The 20,515-nt window shown below is 64.6% G+C and carries 15 protein-coding genes; 8 read left to right on the top strand and 7 right to left on the bottom strand.

Annotated elements, in window-relative coordinates; genetic code table 11:
• Nucleotides 1-11 precede the first annotated feature (11 nt).
• Nucleotides 12-857, top strand: coding sequence for an S-formylglutathione hydrolase (gene fghA, locus JAO75_RS07080; RefSeq protein ID WP_281433491.1), 846 nt, complete (start codon nt 12-14; stop codon nt 855-857).
• Nucleotides 858-869: 12 nt separating this feature from the next.
• Here fghA and JAO75_RS07075 read toward each other — a convergent pair whose 3' ends face one another.
• Nucleotides 870-1,439 (bottom strand): NUDIX domain-containing protein, encoded by a 570-nt coding sequence (locus JAO75_RS07075; protein ID WP_343234568.1) that lies wholly within the window; start codon nt 1,437-1,439, stop codon nt 870-872.
• 248 nt (nt 1,440-1,687) lie between these two features.
• On the opposite strand from JAO75_RS07075, the gene JAO75_RS07070 reads away from it, so the two are divergent.
• Together JAO75_RS07070 and JAO75_RS07065 are read left to right on the top strand one after the other, a co-directional pair.
• On the top strand, nt 1,688-2,512 hold the full coding sequence (locus tag JAO75_RS07070; RefSeq protein WP_199047835.1) for an SIR2 family protein: 825 nt from the start codon (nt 1,688-1,690) through the stop codon (nt 2,510-2,512).
• Between the two features lie 59 nt (nt 2,513-2,571).
• The gene (locus JAO75_RS07065; RefSeq protein ID WP_246742407.1) at nt 2,572-3,897 is read left to right on the top strand and encodes an AmpG family muropeptide MFS transporter; all 1,326 of its coding nucleotides are present in this window, start codon (nt 2,572-2,574) and stop codon (nt 3,895-3,897) included.
• 123 nt (nt 3,898-4,020) lie between these two features.
• Here the strand turns inward: JAO75_RS07065 and JAO75_RS07060 are convergent, their stop codons facing one another.
• From JAO75_RS07060 to xylF, 4 genes are all read right to left on the bottom strand, one after another.
• Nucleotides 4,021-4,773 carry an SDR family NAD(P)-dependent oxidoreductase gene (locus tag JAO75_RS07060; protein WP_199047834.1) on the bottom strand — a complete coding sequence of 251 codons (753 nt, stop codon included), beginning with the start codon at nt 4,771-4,773 and terminating at the stop codon, nt 4,021-4,023.
• 137 nt (nt 4,774-4,910) lie between these two features.
• The gene (locus JAO75_RS07055; RefSeq protein ID WP_199047832.1) at nt 4,911-5,690 is read right to left on the bottom strand and encodes an ATP-binding cassette domain-containing protein; all 780 of its coding nucleotides are present in this window, start codon (nt 5,688-5,690) and stop codon (nt 4,911-4,913) included.
• Nucleotides 5,691-5,702: 12 nt separating this feature from the next.
• A complete protein-coding gene (locus JAO75_RS07050) occupies nt 5,703-7,001 on the bottom strand; it encodes a sugar ABC transporter permease (protein ID WP_199047830.1) in 1,299 nt (432 codons plus the stop codon).
• A gap of 156 nt (nt 7,002-7,157) precedes the next feature.
• Nucleotides 7,158-8,204, bottom strand: coding sequence for a D-xylose ABC transporter substrate-binding protein (xylF, locus tag JAO75_RS07045; protein ID WP_199047828.1), 1,047 nt, complete (start codon nt 8,202-8,204; stop codon nt 7,158-7,160).
• 226 nt (nt 8,205-8,430) lie between these two features.
• Between xylF and JAO75_RS07040 the strand changes: the two genes are divergently transcribed.
• The gene (locus tag JAO75_RS07040; protein WP_199047826.1) at nt 8,431-9,639 is read left to right on the top strand and encodes an ROK family protein; all 1,209 of its coding nucleotides are present in this window, start codon (nt 8,431-8,433) and stop codon (nt 9,637-9,639) included.
• Nucleotides 9,640-9,882: 243 nt separating this feature from the next.
• On the opposite strand, the gene JAO75_RS07035 is transcribed toward JAO75_RS07040, so the two are convergent.
• Nucleotides 9,883-12,705: a calcium-binding protein gene (locus tag JAO75_RS07035; protein WP_199047824.1), complete on the bottom strand. Its 2,823-nt coding sequence runs from the start codon at nt 12,703-12,705 to the stop codon at nt 9,883-9,885.
• A gap of 1,102 nt (nt 12,706-13,807) precedes the next feature.
• Between JAO75_RS07035 and polA the strand changes: the two genes are divergently transcribed.
• Nucleotides 13,808-16,861 (top strand): DNA polymerase I, encoded by a 3,054-nt coding sequence (gene polA / locus JAO75_RS07030; protein WP_199047822.1) that lies wholly within the window; start codon nt 13,808-13,810, stop codon nt 16,859-16,861.
• Nucleotides 16,862-16,885: 24 nt separating this feature from the next.
• Here the strand turns inward: polA and JAO75_RS07025 are convergent, their stop codons facing one another.
• Nucleotides 16,886-17,587 carry a CPBP family intramembrane glutamic endopeptidase gene (locus JAO75_RS07025; protein ID WP_199047821.1) on the bottom strand — a complete coding sequence of 234 codons (702 nt, stop codon included), beginning with the start codon at nt 17,585-17,587 and terminating at the stop codon, nt 16,886-16,888.
• A gap of 148 nt (nt 17,588-17,735) precedes the next feature.
• Here JAO75_RS07025 and JAO75_RS07020 point away from each other — a divergent pair, with 148 nt between their 5' ends.
• The 3 genes from JAO75_RS07020 (at nt 17,736) to JAO75_RS07010 (ending at nt 20,472) form a co-directional block, all read left to right on the top strand.
• Nucleotides 17,736-18,215 (top strand): GNAT family N-acetyltransferase, encoded by a 480-nt coding sequence (locus JAO75_RS07020; protein WP_199047820.1) that lies wholly within the window; start codon nt 17,736-17,738, stop codon nt 18,213-18,215.
• A gap of 59 nt (nt 18,216-18,274) precedes the next feature.
• Entirely contained in the window at nt 18,275-18,985 is a 711-nt protein-coding gene (locus JAO75_RS07015; protein ID WP_199047819.1) for a glutathione S-transferase, read from the top strand.
• Nucleotides 18,986-19,155: 170 nt separating this feature from the next.
• The gene (locus tag JAO75_RS07010) at nt 19,156-20,472 is read left to right on the top strand and encodes an adenylate/guanylate cyclase domain-containing protein (RefSeq protein WP_343234567.1); all 1,317 of its coding nucleotides are present in this window, start codon (nt 19,156-19,158) and stop codon (nt 20,470-20,472) included.
• The last annotated feature ends 43 nt before the right edge of the window (nt 20,473-20,515 follow it).

The raw sequence follows: 20,515 nt of genomic DNA, 5'->3' as shown, positions 1-20,515 counted from the left end.
GGAGAGGGATGTTGAGCTTCGAGACCGTCTCGCAGGCGCGCTGCTTCAACGGCACGCAATTCGTCTATCGCCATGCCTCGCAGGAGACCGGCACGCCCATGCGCGTAGCGGTCTATGTTCCGCCGCAGGCGAAGACCGCGAAAGTGCCCGTGGTGTGGTTCCTCTCCGGGCTCACCTGCACGGAGGAGAATTTTACCGTGAAGGCCGGCGCGCAGCGGGCCGCCTCGGAGCTCGGCCTGATGCTGATCGCGCCGGACACCAGCCCGCGCGGCGAGGGCGTGCCCGACGATGCGCAGGGCGCGTACGATTTCGGCCTCGGGGCCGGCTTCTACGTGGATGCCGTGCAGGAGCCGTGGGCGAAGAACTACCGCATGCGCTCCTACATCGAGCGCGAGCTTCCGGAGCTCATCGCTCAAAATCTCCCGGCGGACATGAGCCGCCAGGGCATCACCGGCCATTCCATGGGCGGGCACGGGGCGCTCACCATCGCGTTGCGCAACCCCGAGCGCTTCAAGGCCGTCTCGGCCTTCGCGCCCATCGCCTCGCCCCTGAACTGTCCCTGGGGCGAGAAGGCCCTGTCGAACTATATCGGGCCCGACCGCTCGGCCTGGCGCGACTACGATGCCTGCGCGCTGATCGAGGGCGGGGCCCGCCTGCCCGACCTGCTGGTCGACCAGGGCACCGCCGACAGCTTTCTCGAAAGCCAGCTCAAGCCGGGGCTGCTGGAGGGGGCCTGCGCCAAGGCCGGCCAGCCCCTGACCCTGCGGATGCAGGACGGCTACGACCATTCCTATTTCTTCATCGCGACCTTCATCGAGGACCACTTGCGCTGGCATGCGCAGCGTCTCGGCGTCTGAGGGCGTTCAGGCTTAGCCGAACAGCTCCGGATGCCGGAGCTGCAGAGCCTGCACGAGGGCGATGGTCTTGAGGTCCGCGATGGCGCCCTGCTGGAGCATCTCCACAACCTGATCGAGGCCGATCTCCAGCACCTCGATCTCCTCGTGCTCGTCCGCAAGCCCTCCGCCCTCACCAACCCGGTCGGCCGCCGTGTAGGGCGCCAGAAACAGATGCAGGCGCTCCGTGGTGAAGCCGGGGGCCGACCAGGCGATCCCCACCGGCTCCAGCGTCCGCACCCGCAGGCCCGCCTCCTCCATGGTCTCGCGCCTGGCGCAGGCTTCAGGCTCGTCCTCGTCGAGCAGGCCCGCCACCGCCTCAAGGAAATCCTGCCGCCCTTCCACATGCATGACGGGCGCCCGGAACTGGCGGATCAGGATCGCCTTGCGGGTCTCCGGATCGTAGGGCAGCACGGCCGCCGCATCGGCGCTGTTCAGGATCTCCCGCGCCATGGCCCGGCCGTCGGGCATCCGGATTGTCAGCTTGAGAAGCCTGCGCCAGCCCTCGTAGAGGGTTTCGGTCTGCTCGATCTTGTAGTCTGCCACGTCCCGCTCTCTCCTGCTTGACGGTTTGCACCCTATGACAACACGCGAAACGCTCAAGTTATCCCTGATCCCGCCATGAAGCCTGAGGGCAGGTTCGCGCGTTAGAGCATCGTGCAGAAAAAGTGGACCCGGTTTTTCGCGCCCAACGATGCTCTCACTTATGGGGGAAGCATCGGGTGGATCCCAAAAGTGCAAATCCACTTTTGGGTCCGATGCTTTAAGGGCAGGACAGCGTGAAGGAGAGTGGCGTGCTCGAGGATCTGGTTTCCGCCATCAGGACGAAGCAGGCGATCCTGTTTGCCGGAGCGGGCGTCTCCATGACGGTGGGCCTGCCCTCCTGGAGCACCCTGATCGAGCATATCGCCGACGAACTCGAGATCGACCTGTCCGATTTCAGGGGAACCGACCTGAACTACCTGACGCTGGCGGAATATTACCGGCTCAAGCAGGGCAGCATCGGGCCCCTGCGCAGCTGGATGGACCGGAACTGGACCATTCCCGAGGAGATTCTGAAGAAATCCCGGGTCCACAAGCTGATCTGCAAGCTCGACTTTCCGATCGTCTACACCACGAATTTCGACCGGAACCTCGAGACTGCCTACAACCTGCACGGCAAGGATTACGTGAAGATCGTCAACGCCAAGGACATCGCCCGTATCCGCGAGGGCGTGCCGCAGATCGTCAAGTACCATGGCGATTTCGACGACGACGGCTCCATCGTGATCGCCGAGACCGACTACCTGGAGCGCCTGTCCTTCGAGTCGCCCCTCGACATCAAGTTCCGCTCCGATTCGATGGGCAAGACCATCCTGTTCATCGGCTACAGCATGACGGATCTCAACATCCGCTTCCTGATGCACCGGCTCTGGCGAACCTGGGCCGGATCGGGCTACGAGCGCGACCGGCCGCAATCCTACGTGTTCATGCTGCGCGCCAACCCGGTGGAGCAGGCCGTTCTCGAGCAATGGGGCCTGCAGGTGCTGATGGAGAAGGAATGCCCGCCGGAACAGGCGCTCGACAAGTTCCTGACCAAGCTCAGCGAGGCCGTCGGGAAGGACGAGGGCGGTGTCTGATTGGCACCGGCACCGCCCTGTGCGAAGGTGGCCGCCTTTCCCGTATCCAAGATGAACCCATGGCTGCCGCACAAAAACGCCGTCTTTCGCTCCGCGACATCCTGACCGACGGGCGCATCGCGCTCATGCTCCCCCTCGGGTTCTCGTCGGGCCTGCCTTTCCTGCTCGTCTTCAGCACCCTGTCGGCCTGGCTGCGGGAGGCAGGGATTTCCCGCACCGAGATCGGCATGCTGAGCTGGGTCGCCCTGGCCTATTCCTTCAAGTTCCTCTGGGCGCCCATCGTCGACCGCTACGACGTGCCGGGTCTGGCAAGCCTTCTCGGGCGGCGGCGCGGGTGGATGGCGTTCGCCCAGATCGTCACCGCGCTCGGGCTCGTGGGCATCGGCTTGAGCGATCCGCAGACCAGCCTTCCGCTCACCATCGCGTCGGCGCTCCTCGTCGCCTTCGCCTCGGCGACGCAGGATGTGGTGATCGACGGCTGGCGCATCGACGTGGCCTCAACCGAGCGCCAGGGCATGATGGCGGCCTCCTACCAGCTCGGCTATCGGCTCGCTCTCATCTGCGCGGGCGCGGGCGCGCTCTACATCGCGGAGTTCGTGGACTGGCGCAGCGCCTATCTGGCCATGGCCGTTCTCATGGGCGTCGGTCTTGTCGGCACCCTGCTGGCGCCGCGCGGCAACGAGAGCGCCCTGCGCGAGCACCTTCCCTTCACTGCGGCCATCGTCGAGCCGCTTGCCGATCTCTTCCGGCGCAAGGGCCTGATCCTCATCCCGATTCTCATCCTCATCGCCTGCTTCCGCCTGCCGGATTTCGTGGCCGGCGTCATGGCGAATCCGCTCTATATCGATCTCGGATTCTCCAAGACCGACATCGCCAACGTGTCGAAGCTCTATGGGGTGTGGGTCGGCATCATCGGAGCTTTCGCAGGCGGCTTGGCCCTGACGCGGCTCGGCCTGTGGTGGACGCTGCTGATCGGCGCCTTCATCGCCGCGTCCTCGAACTTGATGTTTGCTTGGCTGGCGTCAGGAAACGCCACCCTGCCCGCCCTGACTCTGACCATCAGCTTCGACAACTTCGCCGCAGGTTTCGCGGGCTCTGCCCTGATCGCCTACATGTCGGGCCTGACCTCGCCGGGCTTTGCCGCCACGCAATACGCGCTCCTGAGCTCGCTCTACGCACTGCCGGGCAAGCTCATCGGCGGCGCATCCGGCGCGGTGGTGGACGCCTACGGTTATCCTCTCCTCTTCACCGCCACGGCCAGCATCGGCATCCCGCTGGTGATCCTGTGCTTCGTGATCAGGCGGGATACGATGAAGACGGTTGCCGAAAAGGATGAGGTAATCGAGGATGCAACGCCCGCCGTCAGTGCCGGGTCGCGAGCATAAGTTCAGACGTCATCCCGGGGCCGCGCAGCGGAACCCGGAATCGTTCGACGAGAAGTGCGCCTCATCCTGATGACGATCCCGGATCGCCTGCGGCGTCCGGGATGACGCATCATGAGGCTGGGATCAGACCCAGCCGCCATCCACCAGATAGGTCTGCGCCGACATGGCGCTGGAATCGTCGGAGCCGAGGAACAGCGCGAAGTTGGCGATATCCTGGGGCACGAGCTTGCGCTTCACGCATTGACGCTTGAGCAGTTCCTGCTCGCCTTCGGGCGTGAGCCACAGGTCGATCTGGCGCTGGGTCATGATCCAGCCCGGCACGAGGCAGTTGACGCGGATGTTCTTAGGCCCGAGCTCGCGCGCCAGGGCGCGGGTGAGCCCGACTGAAGCGGACTTCGCGGTCTTGTAGGCCGCAAAGGAATCGTCGCTCACCATGTAGCTCGTGGAGCCCATGTTGATGATCGAGCCGCCGCCCGCCTTCTCCATGTCCGGCAGCACGGCCTGGGCTGCGAAGAACTGGTGGTCGAGATTGGTGGCGAAGCGCTCGCGCCAGTATTCCGGCGTCACCTGATCGATGGTGTGGCGGTCGTCGCGGGCCGCGTTGTTGACCAGGATCGTGATCGGCCCGATGGCATCGCTCGCGCGCCGGATCGCGGCCTGAAAGGCGGGGATGTCGCGCACGTCGCTGTGCTCGAAATGCACGCCCGCGCCGAGTTCCTTCGCCAGCGCCTGCCCTGCCTCGGCATTGTAGTCGAGGATCGCCACCTTGCTGCCCTGAGCATGGAACGAACGCGCGATGCTCTCGCCGATGCCGCTGGCGCCGCCGGTGATGAGAACGGACTTGCCCTTCAGCGAGCCGTAGATGGTCTGGGTCATGAATCCTCACACATTTCAAAAGATAAAGTCGTCATCCCGGGGCTGCGGAGCAGAACCCGGGATCGCATGACGAGTATGGCGCCTTATCCTGCAACCGATCCCGGATCGGCTTACGCCGTCCGGGATGCCGCGGACTATTAACTCGCGCCCGGCCCCGGCGTTGCGCCCGGCGGGCATTTGCCCAGGATGATCATGCCGAGCACCTCGTCCTGGGTGACGTCCTGCACGCTGGCCGAGCCCACGAGCTTGCCGTTCTTCATCACGCTCACCCGGTCGGCGAGGCCGAACACGTCGTGGATATCGTGGCTGATGAGGAAGATGCCGATGCCCTCCTTCTTCAGCTGCAGCACCAGATCGGCGACCTGCTGGGTCTCGGCGGGGCCGAGGGCCGCGGTCGGCTCGTCCATGATGAGCACGCGGGCATTGAAGTAGATCGCGCGCGCGATCGCCACCGATTGCCGCTGTCCGCCGGAGAGCGCCTTCACGGGCTCCTTGAAGCGGCGGAAATGCGGGTTGAGGCGCGCCATCACCTTGCGGGTCTCGGCCTCCATGGTGGCATCGTCGAGGGTGCCGTAGGGGGTGAGAACCTCGCGTCCGAGGAAGATGTTGCCGGCCGCATCGATGTTGTCGGCGAGCGCAAGCGTCTGATAGATCGTCTCGATGCCGTAGCGCTTGGCATCGCGCGGCGTCGCGATGTCGGCATGCTGGCCGTTCACGTAGATCTCGCCCGCATCCGGCCTGTAGGCGCCGGACAGGATCTTGATCAGCGTCGACTTGCCGGCGCCGTTGTGGCCGAGCAGGCCCACCACCTCGCCGGGGCGCAGATCGACCGACACGCCGTCCACGGCCTTGATGCCGCCGAAGGCGATGGAGATGTTGCGCATCTCGACGAGAGGCGTCGTTCCATTCGTAGACATGATGCGGCCTTCTTACTTGATGCGGCGGCGATAGAGGCTGTCGACCCACACCGCCAGGACGAGCACGGCGCCGACGACGATGTTCTGAAGCGGCGTGTCGACGCCGAGCAGCACCATGCCCGATTGCAGCGACTGCATGACCAGGGCGCCGAGCATCGCGCCCGCGATGGTGCCGATGCCGCCGGCGAGCGACGTGCCGCCGATGACCGCGGAGGCGATCACGTAGAGCTCGTCGAGGCTGCCGGCCGCATTCGTCGCCGCGTTGAGACGCGCGGTCGAGATGCAGGCGGAGATGCCGCAGAGCAGGCCCATGAGGCCGAACACCTTCATCAGCGTCCAGCGGGTGTTGATGCCCGACAGCTCCGCCGCCTCCGGGTTGCCGCCGATGGCGAAGACGTAGCGGCCGAAGCGCCGGCGCGTGGCGATGAAGGTCATCACCAGGCCGACCAGGACGGCGATGACCACCGGCAGCGCGATCCCGTGCGAAATGAAAAGACCTCCTTCGGGCCAAGCGATGCCGTTGGCCTCGGCCCAGCGCCGGGCGGTGCGCGCCGGCAGAGGATAGGCGTTGAAGATCCAGGCCGTGCCCAGAACGGCCCCGCAGGCGAACGCGGCGATCACCGCATCGGCCCAGCCGGGCCGAACCGGAAAGCCGAAGCTCAGGCGGCGACGGCGGGACAGCCCAAGCGCCACGATGATGATGCCGCAGGCCGCTGCCGCGATGATCCAGGTGGCATTGGCGCCGAGCGCACCCTCCACGCCGCCGCCGAGGGCTTTGAAGTTGGCGTCCATGGGCGCGATCGTCTGGCCTGTCGTGACCCACCAGGCCGCGCCGCGCCAGACCAGCAGGCCGCCGAGCGTGACGATGAAGGAGGGAATGCCGAGATAGGCGATCAGCCATCCCTGGAAGAGACCGATCAGGCCGCCGACCGCGATGGCGACCAGAACGGCGATGGGGGCCGTCAGCCAGTGCTCGAAACCGAGATAGGCGGGCAGCCACTGCACCTGCACCACGCCGATGATCATGCCGGTGACGCCGAGGATCGCGCCGACGGACAGATCGATGTTGCGCGTGACGATCACCAGCACCATGCCGGTCGCCATGATCGCCACGGAGGCGGTCTGGACCGACAGGTTCCAGAGGTTGCGCGGCGTGAGAAAGATGCCGCCCGACAGAAGATCGAACCCGACCCAGATCACGGCGAGCGCCGCCAGCATGCCGAGCATGCGCGCATCGATCTCGAGCTTCGACAGGAGCGAGCCGGACGCGGCGCTCGACGGAGGGGCGGTGCTGGCAACGGGTGCGGTCATGACGTCACGCTGAAAGACGAATGAAGGTATCCATGAAAACTGTCATCCCCGGCCGGAGCGCAGCGGAGGGGAAGGGGATCCACTTGCACACGCGGCGCACTGGATCCCCTTCCCTCGCCTAAAGGCTCGCCAGGGATGACAAGGAGCAGGCTCCGATCAGTTGCAGGCCTTGACCGTGCCGGCCTTCACGCCCTGGCAGACCACGTCCTTGGAGGCCCAGCCGGCATCGATGACCACGTTCAGGTTGTCCTTCGTGATCGCCACCGGGCGGAGGAAGAGAGCCGTCATGTTCTGCTTCTTCGGGCCCTGGTTCCAGGTCGTCGCGCCCTTGATCTCGCTGAGCTTCTTGCCGTCGGCAAGCTGCAGGGCGACCTCCGCCGCATTGCGGCCGAGTTCACGGGCATCCTTGAAGACCGTCACGGTCTGCGTGCCCTGGGCAACGCGGTTGAGGGCAGCCTTGTCGGCATCCTGTCCGGAAACCGGCACGGAGCCTGCCATGCCCTGGGCGGCCAGGGCCGCGATGGCGCCGCCGGCGGTGCCGTCATTGGCTGCGATCACCGCATCGACCTTGTTGTTGTTCTTGGTGAGGAACTGCTCCATGTTCCGCTGCGCATTGGCAGGGAGCCAGCCATCCGTGTAGGCCTCGCCGACATTCTTGATCTTGCCAGAATCGATGGCGGGCTTGAGCACCTCCATCGAGCCCTTGAACAGGAAGTCGGCATTCGGATCGGAGCCCGAGCCCTTGATGAAGACGTAATTGCCTTCGGGCTTCACCTTCATGACCTCGCGGGCCTGAAGGCGGCCCACCTCGACGTTGTCGAAGGTGAGGTAGAAGACCTGCGGGATTTCGATGAGACGGTCGTAGCCGACGACCGGAATGCCCTCCGCCACAGCCTTCTCGACGGCCGGGCGCACCGCGTCCGCATCCTGGGCGAGGACGATGAGCGCATCGGCGCCGCGGGCGATCAGGCTCTCGATGTCGGTGAGCTGCTTGGCGGGCGACGACTGGGCATCGGCCGACACGTAGGTGCCGCCGGCCTTCTCGATGGCGGCCTTGATGGCGGCTTCGTCGGTCTTCCAGCGCTCTTCCTGGAAGTTCGACCAGCTGACGCCGACCACGGGTCCCTTGCCCTGAGCGAAGGCGGCGCCGGCGGACAGGGCCAGAGCGGCAAGCGAGATGAGAGCGTGTTTCTTCGAAAGCATCGGTTTTCCTCCTGGGCGGCGCTTCCCTGGAAAGCGCCGCGCTCATGGCAGCTGTCGGGCTGAGGTAGCGCCGACGGACGTGGCTCAACCTGCCATGCGTTATTGTTCGAGCGCGAAAATAATTATACGAGCCTCCGCCGCCTTCAAGCGCCCCGCTCCTAATAATTTGGTCTGATATCCCCAGCCTGCAGTTTTGATTTATTCAAACCGCGAATAAAGTGCCTTCATGCTCATGCTGCCTCTCTCCCCTCGCGAATCCGCCCGCCGGCGCCTGCTCGATGCCCTGCGCCGGGAAGGCCCCATGGCCAGGGTGGAGATCGGCCAGCATCTCGGCATGAGCCCGGCCAGCGTGTCCGAACTCGCAGCAAACCTCCTCGACGAGGGAATCCTGGTGGCGGAGGACAGCCCGGACCAGAGCCCGGGGCTGCTGCGGGGCCGGCCCAAGACCCGCCTCTACTTCGCCGAGACCCTGGGCTCCGTGGTCGGCGTCTGGACCGGCTTCAACCGCATCGAGCTGCGGCTCGTGGACAGCGCCGGGCGCACCCGGGCGAGCCGCCATGTGGAGCGCCCCTTGCGCAACCTCGAGGCCGAGGAGCTGATGGACGTGCTGGCCCGCACCATCGCGGCCTTCGCCGAGGAGAGCGGCGCCCGGGACGTGAAGGCGGTGGGCCTCGCCTGCCAGGGCTATGTGGACACCCGCGACGGGATCGTGGCCTGGAGCCCGGTGCTCGGCACCCGCGACCTCCCGCTCGCCTCGGGCCTCGGCCAGCGTCTCGGCAAGCCCGTGCTCATGGAGAACGACGCCAGCGCCATGGCCTTCGCCATCGCGCAGCGCCATGCGGGCCTGCGCTCGGGCCGTACCGCCTGCCTGATGGTGGGCGACGGCGTGGGCTTAGGGTTTCTCATCCAGGGCGAGCTCTATCGCGGCGCCCGCTTCGGCGGCTCCGAGTTCGGCCATGTGCGCCTGCGCCGGAGCGGTCCGCAATGCCGCTGCGGCGGGCGCGGCTGCATCGAGGCCTATCTCGCCGACTACGCCCTGCACCGCGACGCGCAGCTCATCGACCACCGCCCCGCCCCGACCCTGCTGCTGCCGGGCGAGGAGGCCATGGGGGCCGTCGTGGAGCAGGCGCGCGCGGGCAACCCTGCCCTGCTCAACCTGTTCCACGCCGCCGGCGAAGTTTTGGGCGATGCGGTCGGCATCCTGATCCAGACGCTGGAGCCCGACCACATCGTGATCTGCGGCCCCGGCACCCGGGCCATGGACCTGCTGCGCCCCTCCTTCGAGGCGGCGCTCGAATCCCAGACGATCCCGGAGTTGCGTGCGCTCGCCACAATCCACGTGATGGAATCCTCCATGGATCTTCTCACCGAGGGCGTGGTGATGCAGGCCCTGCGCGAACTCGACCTCGATCTGGCGCGTCTGAAGGCGGCGTGAGCGTTTCGTCACGGCGCAAGCCTCATCCAGAGGAGGCCGTCAGGCCGTCTCGAAGCCCCGGATTGTGTCCGGGCACGAGGGCGTCTCCAGCGCTCTCTGGATCCTCCTTCGAGACGCCGCTCTGCGGCTCCTCAGAATGAGGTCGAGAGAAACGAACCGGCAAAAAGGCCTCAAAACTCCACACAACAAAAATGCCGCCCGGCGATGAGCCGGGCGGCATCAGTTCAAGGATTCGACTTCCGATCAGATCACGAAGAAGTCGTGATACTTGAGGGTGGTCTTGTTGGTGATGGTGGCGATCTTCACCTGGGCCTTGGAGCCGGTGCCGTCCTGGTCATAGTAGAGCGCGCCGGTCTTCTTGTCGTAGACGATGCGATCCTCCCGGTCCTGCGCCTTCTTGCCCTCGGTGAACATGTCCGACTTGAACTTCTTGCCCTTGGACGAGCCGGAGCCCAGCTTGGTGAAGTACTTGTTCTCCAAGTGGAAGCTGTCGTCCCTGGACTTGAAGTCATAGATCTTGTCCACGTTGGAGCGTTTGTTCGGCCGGGTGTCGAACACGAACACGTCCTTGCCCGATCCACCCCGCAGCAGGTCGTTGCCGAGCCCGCCATAGACCTTGTCGTTGCCGGAATCGCCATAGAGACGGTCGTTGCCCGCATCGCCATAGACCGCATCTTTGCCCGAGCCGCCATAGAGACGGTCGTTGCCCTGCAGGCCGTAGATCTTGTCGTGGCCGCCGTTGCCCTTCAGGGTGTTGGCGAACCTGTTGCCCATGAGCACGTTGTCGCCGTTCGTGCCCTCCACGTTGAAGGAGTAGCCTTCCGCCACCGTGATGTTCACGAACGAGCCGCGCACGTTGTTCGGGTTGAGTTGCACCGAGGTGACGATGGTGTTGTTGCCGCTGTAATCCTCGACCACGTCCCCGGCATTGTCGATGACGTAGATGTCGTCGCCCGCCCCGCCCATCATCGTATCGGCGCCGATGCCGCCATCGATCCAGTTGCCGGCGTCATTGCCGATGATCGTGTTGTTCAGCGCGTTGCCGGTGAGAGCGAGCGCGCCGGCGCCGGTGCCCTCAAGGACTTCGATGTTGGCCCCGAGGGTGTAATTCGCGCTGGTGACGACCTTGTCGTTGCCCGAGTTAGCGTTCTCGATGACGATATCGCCGGCGCCGACGTAATACACGTCGTCGCCTGCCCCGCCCTGGAAGACGTTGACCGCCCCGTTGCCGACGAACACGTCCGCGAAGTTGGAGCCGATCACGTTCTCGATGCTGGCATAGGTATCGCCCTGGGTGTCGCTGCCGGCGCCCTTGCCGCTGGCGAGGTTGACCGTCACGCCGGCACCGGCGGTGGCGTAGCTCGCCGTGTCGATCCCGGCGCCGCCGTCCAGTTGGTCGGCTCCGGCCCGGCCGACGAGCACGTCGTTGCCGCCCATGCCGCGCAGGATGTTGGCTCCTTCGTTGCCGTAAAGCGTGTCGCCGTACGCAGAGCCGATCAGGCCTTCGATGCTCCTGTACCTGTCGCCCGATGCATCCCCAGTGCCTGCAACGGCAGCACCGAGTCCAGGTGCTAAGTCAGCCATGACCTCATTGGAGAGGTCGGCCGTTACGCCCGTAAGTGCTCTTTCATAGCTGGCGTAGTCCCACACTGCATCGCCGTCGCCGCCATCAAGAGCATCCTTCCCGGCTCCGCCTTCCAGAGTGTCGGAACCTCCGCCGCCGAAGAGTTTGTCATCTCCTCCCATGCCCCGAAGTTCATTTGCGGCCTCGTCGCCTTCAAGAGTGTCTATAAAAGAGGAGCCGATGAGGCCTTCGATGCTTTCGTACGTGTCGCCTTCCGCTTCTATACTCCTGACAGATGCAGAGAGTGACGTTACGACTCCCTGCTGGGCGTCTTCATAAGAGGCAAAGTCGTTCCCCTCCCAACCGAAGAAAGTATCCGCTCCGAGCCCGCCGTTGAGGGTGTCGCTGCCCTCCCCGCCGTTGAGGTAATCGTTGCCCCGGCCGCCGGTCAGGCTGTCCTGACCGCTGCCGCCGAAGAGCGAGTCGGTCCTGTTCGGATCGTCGTAACCGCTCAGCGTGTCGTTCCAGATCGTTCCGATCACGGCCTCGATGTTGGTGTATGAGTCGCCTTTGGCCTCGCCTGAGTTCTTGCTCGGATCCTGGAGATCGACGACGACGCCGACACGCGCTTCCGTGAACTCGTAGGTGACGGTATCGGTGCCTGCGCCGCCGTCGAACGAATCGGCGCCGAGGCCGCCGTAGAGCAGGTCGTCATTGTTGCCGCCGAGCAGGGTGTCGTTGCCCGCGCCGCCCTTGAGGGTGTCGCTGCCGTCCCCGCCCTCGAGGGAGTTGTTGCTGGCATTGCCCGTCAGGCTGTCGGCGAAGCCACTCCCCCTGAGGCCCTCGATGAGGTCATAACGGTCGTTGAGAGCTTCGCCGCTGTTCTTCGTCGGGTCGGCAAGGTTGGCCTCAACCCCGGCGGTGGCGTCGTAATAGGAGGCGATGTCGAAGCCCTCGCCGCCGTTGAGGCTGTCCGCGCCGGTACCGCCGTTCAGCACATCGTTGCCGGCGCCGCCCAGAAGCGTGTCGTTACCTTCATAGCCGCGCAGGATGTCGACGCCATACTCCGATCCAACATAGAAATCATTCCGCGCCGTACCCTCGACAGTCACGGCTGTAAGACGAGGATCGACGATCACCGAAGAGACATCGCTTTGACCGCGTGTTGTGTCATGCCAAGCGACAGCCAGACGCCCATCTGTCATCTCGGTGATCGTAGGCGTGAACTGGTTATCTGTATTGTCAATGACCATGGTATCAGGCTCGCTGATACCATCTGCGCCTTTGCCGTTTACATCGAGGACCTTCAGGACGATGTTACCGTTGATCAGAGCATCGCCTGAATACGTGACCGCAATCCGCCCGCCCCGAATGGCGGTGACATCGAAGAAGTAGCCATTGTTCCAGGCGTCGTTCGTGAGCAGCACTCCTTCGGCAGCGCCGATGCGCAGACCATCCGCATCGTAGAATTTGGCGTAGAGGTTCGCCCCGTTGTCGAACACGATGGCAAATCGACCGTCGGGAAAGCCATTCTCGCCCTTTAAGGCGACAACCTGCGATTTTCCTCCGGTGCCGATCCCGGTGTTTGGTGACCCTATCTCGGTCCAATTCGCCGTATTTCCATTGAACGTCACAATCTGGGCGCGAATGTTGTCTCCAAAGCCAAAGGATACAACGAATTTGTCAGGAGCGACCTGGACCGCTCTTGCGTAATCGGGTGAGGAGGTACCAGCCGTAAAGACGGATGCATTACCGTTCTTGGTTCCATCGGCGTTATGTCTCTGAAGGTAAACACGCGTTCCATTCGTATAGATGCTGACGAAGCCGCCATTCATGTCCGGTGAGACCGAAGCGAGTTCTGCAGCGCCGGCGCTTCCCGTTTGCATGGTTTCAATATTGCCGCCGGTGTAATTACCGTCTCCGTTGTGGGTGAAAACACGAATCTTTTGATCGCCGCTGGTTGTCACACCTGAATTCCAACTGACCGCAAAGCTGCCATTCGGTCCGATGGCTTGGAATTCCAGGTTGTTTTGGCTACCTCCGCTGGAGTCGACGGAGTACACTTTATCGGTGCCGTCAGGGTTCTTCTGGCTGTCACCAGCACCGTTGTAGATTTTGAACTTCAGCTGATTGTTCTCACGCCACCCCACGACATAGCCGCCATTCGGCAGATAAGCGATGGAAGGCCGATCAGCATATGAGTTCGTTGCCTCACCAAGGCGCACATCCTGCTCGGCTCTCCAAATATCGAATGTCATGATCACTCCTCCAATTGTTTAGTCTTGAACTGTTATTTGCAACAGAATCACACTGGAACCTGGAATGGCGCTAGTAAACGATCTATCGTTCTATTTCAGGTTTATAACGTTGTGCAATGAAGTGCAGGTGTTCTGGCGCACATCCTCACCGCCAAGCAGAATTTCTCATTGTTACCTTTAAGTTAGCAGGGAGAAGGCATCTCGCAGCCGAGGTTCATACCTGTCCATTTCAAAGGGACGCAACGGGGCTCTGGCTACCAGCTGGCTCGTGACCCTACCCATAGCCATCCGCCCCCGGACCCGCTATTTCTTCCCCTAAGAGCAGCCCACCAGCCCCCGAGACCCGATGCCCTCCTCCCGTCCCGTCCAAGCCGGCGATCATGTGTTTCTCGTCGACGGCTCGTCCTTCATCTTCCGGGCCTACTTCCAGTCCATGAACCAGGACCAGAAGTACAATTCCCGCACCTCGGACGGGATGCCCACGGGGGCCGTGCGGCTTTTCGTGTCCAAGCTCCTGCAGTTCATGCGCGACGGGGCGGCGGGGTTGAAGCCCACGCATCTGGCCATCGTGCTCGACAAGTCCGAGGGATCGTTCCGCAAGGAGCTCTACGAGGATTACAAGGGCCATAGGCCGGATGCGCCGGACGACCTGAAGGTCCAGATGCCGATCATGCGCGAGGCGATCCGCGCCTTCGGGCTCGAGCCCGTGGAGCTGCAGCGCTACGAGGCGGACGATCTCATCGCCACCTACACCCAGCAGGCCAAGGAGCGCGGGGCCGACGTGCTCATCATCTCGTCCGACAAGGACCTGATGCAGCTCGTGGGGCCCAAGGTCTGCTTCTACGATTTCGAGTCGGGCTCCAAGGGCAAGCCCGGCTACCGGCCCGAGCGGAATCTCGATGAAGCCGCCGTCATCGAGAAATGGGAGGGCATCCCGCCGGAAAAAATCGGCGACGTGCTGGCGCTGATGGGCGACACCTCGGACAACGTGCCGGGCGTGCCGGGCATCGGGTTGAAAACGGCAGCCCAGCTCATCAAGGAATACGGCGATCTCGAAACGCTGCTGGAGCGCGCGCCCGAGATCAAGCAGCCCAAGCGCCGCGAGAGCCTGATCGCCAATGCCGACATCGCGCGCCTGTCCAAGAAGCTCGTGACGCTCGATTGCGAGGCGCCCGTTCCGGTGCCGCTGGACGACCTGACCCTGCCCCAGCCCGACCCGAAGACGCTGGTCGGCTTCCTCAAGGCCATGGAATTCTCGACCCTCACGCGCCGGGTGGCGGAGCTCTACGAGGCCGATCCGTCCGCAATCCCGCCCGACCCGCGCCTCATGCCCGGCGGCGAGGCGATCCGCTGGACCGGCAACGGCACCGGCGTGACGGCGCCCACGGACGATGCGGTGCCCTTCTTCGACAAGGCCGGCGCAGCCTCGGGCGAGATCGACCCGTTCGCGGGCCTCGACCTGCCGGAGACCGCCGCCTTGCGCAAGCCCGTCGAGGGCCTCGGCACGCCCTCGCAGCTTGCGGGAAAGCGCGCCACGGAAGCCTCCTCGGCGCCCATCGACGTCACGGCCTACGAGACCGTCACCAGCCTGGAACGCCTGAAGGAATGGGTCGCCGAGGCTTGCGCGCAGGGCCATGTGGCGGTCGATACCGAGACCAGCGATCTCGATGCGAACCGCGCCGACCTCGTCGGCTTCTCCCTGGCGCTGGCGCCCGGCAAGGCCTGCTACGTGCCGCTGCAGCACCGGGACGAATCCGATCTCTTCGGCGGCGGGCTCGTGAAGGGGCAGATCCCCGTCACCGATGCGCTCGATGCGATCCGTTCGATGCTGGAGGACTCATCAATCCTCAAGATCGGCCAGAACATGAAATACGACTGGGTCGTGTTCAAGCGCCACGGGATCGAGGTGCATCCCTACGACGACACGATGCTGATCTCCTACGTGCTCGATGCCGGAAAAGGCTCGCACGGCATGGACGAGCTCTCGCGCCGCCATCTCGGCCACTCGCCCATCACCTTCTCGGACGTGGCCGGCACGGGCCGGAACAAGGTGACCTTCGACAAGGTGGAGATCGGCAAGGCCACGGCCTATGCGGCCGAGGATGCGGACGTCACCCTGCGCCTGTGGCATGTGTTGAAGCCCCGCCTCGTGGCCGAGCGCCGCGCCACCGTCTACGAGACGCTGGAGCGCCCGATGGTCGACACGCTGGCCCGCATGGAGATGCGCGGCATCCTGGTCGACCGGCAGATCCTGAGCCGCCTGTCCGGCGATTTCGCCCAGACGCTCGCGCGTCTGGAGGACGAGATCCACGAGATGGCGGGCGAGAAGTTCTCGCTCGGCTCGCCGAAGCAGATCGGCGACATCCTGTTCGGCCGCATGGGCCTGCCCGGCGCGAAGAAGACGCCGTCCGGCCAATGGGCGACGCCTGCGACGCTCCTCGACGAGCTGGCGCAGGCCGGGCACGAGCTGCCGGCCAAGATTCTGGAATGGCGCCAGCTCTCGAAGCTGAAATCCACCTATACGGACACGCTGCAGGAGCACATGCACCCCGAGACCAAGCGGGTGCACACCTCGTTCTCGCTGGCCTCCACCACCACGGGGCGCCTGTCCTCGTCCGATCCCAACCTGCAGAACATCCCGATCCGCACGGAAGCCGGCCGCAAGATCCGCAAGGCCTTCGTGGCGCAGGAAGGCCACAAGATTCTCTCGGCGGATTACAGCCAGATCGAGCTGCGCCTGCTCGCGCACATCGCCGACATTCCGCAATTGCAGGAAGCCTTCGCCAACGGCGTCGATATTCACGCGGCCACCGCATCCGCCATGTTCGGCGTGCCCCTCGACCAGATGACGTCGGATCTGCGCCGCCAGGCCAAGACCATCAATTTCGGCATCATCTACGGCATCTCGGCCTTCGGCCTCGCCGTGCGCCTCGGCATCGGCAACCAGGAAGCCTCCGCCTTCATCAAGCAGTATTTCGAGCGCTTCCCGGGCATCCGCACTTATATCGACGAGACGAAGAAATTCGTGCGCGAGAAATCCTATGTGACCACCCTGTTCGGGCGCATCTGCCACTATCCGCAGATCAGGTCCGGCAATCCGTCCGAGCGGGCGGGCGTGGAGCGCCAGGCGATCAATGCGCCGATCCAGGGCACCGCCGCCGACATCATCCGCCGTGCCATGATCCGCATGGAGGATGCGCTTAAAAGCGAGCGCCTCTCCGCCCGCATGCTGCTGCAGGTGCACGACGAACTGGTGTTCGAGGTGCCGGACGACGAGGTCGAGGCGAGCCTGCCGGTGATCTCCCGCGTGATGACGGAAGCGCCCTTCCCGGCCGTGTCGCTCAAGGTGCCGCTGGCGGTGGACGCGCGCGCCGCGCAGAACTGGGACGAGGCGCATTGATCGGGCGCAGGCCGCTGCGAAATCCTATGCAGGCATCAGGCCCAGGCTGATGGCGATAAAGCTCGGGCCGTTGGCGAGGCCATGGATCACGAGGCCGATGGTCGTGTTCCGGCGCCGCTGCACGGCCCAGCACACGGCAAGGATCACCGGGGCCGTGACGATCATGAGCTGCCATCCGAAAGCCATGTGGAAGAGCAGCCACCCGCAGGCGTTCACGAGCCAGCCGTAGCGCCCGGCCGCCAGTTCGTTGCGCGGCAGGAGATAGCCTCGCCCGAAGATCTCTTCACAGCCGATGTTGAGAGCGAACATCGGAAGCCACGCCAGGAGCACCCAGTATTCGGTGGATTGGAGCGGCGTGATTTGCAGAAACGGCGGGTGAGGCGAGAAATCCGGATCAAGCGCCTTGAACGCCAGGAAGGCGGCACCCGAGCCGATCAGCATGAAGGCGATCCCCGCGAGAGCGGTTCTCCAGTCCTCCCCGGACATGGGCTTGATCCGAAGCCGCCTGTGCCATTCGCGACGGGTTTCACGCCCCTCGAGAGCCAGCAGGATGAGGGTGGCGAGCCCGAAGGCAGCGAACACCACTCCCGCAACGATGAACCAGGAGATATCCGGCCGGATTCCACGGGCTTGCAGCGCCGGCATGCCCCAGGCCGTCCCGGCGAGGAGCATCAGGCCGAACGCGCCATAGACGGAAAGCGTCGCCAACAGACCGAGCGGCCGCATACAGAACCTCCACCGGGGACCGTTACTACATGACACCCTTTGCTTGAAGCAATCATGAAAGATAAGCATGGGAATGCCAGGCGTGACTCCCGCACCCGGCACGCATGAGGTCGGGACGGTACGTCGACGGCAGTCTTGAAGGTGCATCATGAGTTTGCTCATACGTCCCGCCGTCTCCTCGGACTCTGAGACGATTTTCCGCTTCGTGTCCGGCCTGGTCGACGATCATCTGCCCGGCCAGACGCCCTGGACATCGGCCGAGAGGATCGAGGCCGACGGCTTCGGCCCCGATCCGCTCTTCGAGGCGCTCATCGCCGAGCGCGACGGCAGGCCGGTCGGCTTCGTGTCGTTCTTCCGCGGCTATGCCGGGTGGCGCGGCAAGCCCATGGGCATCGTTCATGCGCTTTACGTTCTGCCGGAGGAGCGGCGCACGGGAGCCGCGCGGGCGCTGATGGCCGCAGTGGCAAAGGCGGCTGTGGATCGGGGTTGGGTGCGCGTGGAGCTCTTCGTCGAAGAGGAGCGGCCCGCCATCCGTTTCTACGAGGCCATCGGCATGCGCGATCTTCATCATCGGCACATGCGGCTGGAGGGCGAGGCGCTCGCCTGTCTGGCCGGCAGCGCCCTTTGACTTCCCGCCCCCACGCTCCACCCTCTTGGCAGCATCGCCGATGAGATCCGGAGCACTCCATGGCCTACGAGCTCTATTACTGGCCCTCGATCCAGGGACGCGGCGAGTTCGTGCGGCTTGCTTTGGAAGAGGCGGGCGCCGACTACATCGACGCGGCCAGGGAGGCTGAGGGCGTCGCCGTGATGCTGCGGATGATGAAGCATGCGGAGCACCCGCCCTTCGCGCCGCCGTTCCTGAAGGATGGCGAGACCGTCATCGGCCAGACGGCGGCGATCCTGCTCTATCTCGGGGCCCGGCACGGGCTCGCACCCAAGGACCCGGCCGGCGGTCTCTGGACGCACCAGATCCAGCTCACCCTGGGCGATTTCGTGGCCGAGGCGCACGACACCCATCACCCGGTGGGCGTCAGCCTCTATTATGAGGACCAGAAGGACGAGGCGCTCCGGCGCGCGCAGGACTTCCGGGACAGCCGCATCCCGAAATTCCTGAATTGGTTCGAGGCGATCCTCGCCCGCAACCCTTCGGGCGGCGGGCATCTCGTCGGCAAGACGCTCACCTATGCCGACCTGTCTCTCTTCCAGGCCGTCGAAGGCCTCTCCTATGCGTTCCCCAAGGCCACGGCCCGCGCCCTGACGAAAACGCCGCTCGTGGCAGCCCTGCACGATGCCGTAACGGAACGACCGCGCATCAAGGCCTACCTGGCAAGCCCCCGGCGTATTCCCTTCAACCAGGAGGGCATCTTCCGGCGCTATCCCGAACTGGACGGCTGAGCTGCGAGCGTCGGGAAGACCGGACAGGGAAGAATTCCGCAGAAGCCTCTTTCATTCCTTTTCGGAAAGCGCTATATTGTAACATGTAAACAACAAGGCCTCATCTTGCCGGGATGTGGGGTGCCATCGCAGCTTCGCCGTGAAGCCTTCAAATGCCGCGGAGCCCGCCCGTGAAGCGGAGAGTGGCCGCCATCCTTGCTGCGGATATCGTGGGCTTCTCCCGGCTCATTGCGGAGGATGAGGACGGAACGCTGCAGCAACTCGCGGCCTACCGCAACGTTCTGGACGATTTCGTGGCCCATCATGGCGGGCGCGTCTTCAACACGGCCGGCAACTCGATCATGTGCGAGTTCGCCAGCGCCGTGGAAGCCACCCGCGCGGCCATCGACATCCAGGACTACATGCGGACGCAGAACCTCGCCTCCCCGCACAACAGGCGGGTGCAGTTCCGCATCGGCATCTCGGTGGGCGAGGTGGTCGAGCGCCAGAACGATCTTTTAGGAATGGCCGTCAACATTGCGGCCCGGCTGGAGACCCTGGCTTCGCCGGGAGGCATCTGCCTGTCGCGCGCCGTGCATGAGGCCGTCTCCGGGCAGATCGCCGTGCCCTTCATCGATATCGGCGAGCGGCAGGTGAAGAACATTCCGTTCCCGGTGCATGCCTTTACGATTGCCGGCCCGGATGCTGGCATCCCGGCGGAGCCGCGTCGCTCCTCCCTGCGCCCCTGGGCCATGTCCTCCCTGGCGGTGACGGGTGCCTGCCTGATCGTCCTCGTCGGCGCGGGAGGGCTCGTCTCCTATGGCGGCCCTTCGGGCCCAATGGAGCAGCCGGCGGCAGAGGCCGGTATCCTGTCCCCGGCTCAGACGTTCCTGCTGCCGGTCGATCCCGTCGAGGCGTTCTCGGGGCTCGTGCAAAGGGGAGGACAGATCGACGATCCGCACTCCGCGCCGGGCCTGTATCACAACGCCCTGCTCCTGGAGGCGAAGGGCGAGGCCATCGGCGCACACCGCGCTTACTATACTCTGGCCCGGATGGGCCTGGACTTTGTCGATCCGCATCTGCGCTACGCGGCGCTGGTGCGCGCCCATGAGGGGCGGTTCATCGCCCGGCAGGTCTATGCCGAGCTGAACGAGGACGCTCCGACCCGCGCCACGGCCCTCGTCCATGCCCTGCAGTTCGACGGCGCGGAGCGCAGGGCGAGGCTCGACGCCGTGATCGAGACGCATCCCGATTACGCACCGGCCTATTTCCTCCTGGCCGAGGAGCATTCCGAGGATCGAGTCGGCAGCCTGCAGACCGCGCACGAGCGGCGCGTCGAGCAGGCGGCCCTGGCCGAGTTCCTGAAGGCGCATGAAGAGGGCCGCCTGATGCCGTTCTTCCTCGACCAATCCGTCGCGGCCGATTGGGTCGAGCGGGCTCACAAGCGCCATGCGAGGCTGTCCCTGTCGGGCGAGAGCGCCTCGGCCCTGCCGGGTTTCGATCCTTAAAGCATCGGACGGATCCCAAAAAGTGGACTTGCACTTTTGGGAT

The organism is Microvirga splendida, from assembly GCF_016427565.1.
GTDB classification, from domain to species: domain Bacteria; phylum Pseudomonadota; class Alphaproteobacteria; order Rhizobiales; family Beijerinckiaceae; genus Microvirga; species Microvirga splendida.
Note: the sequence above shows the minus strand (reverse complement) of the source record. Positions and strands in the feature narration are given on the sequence as shown.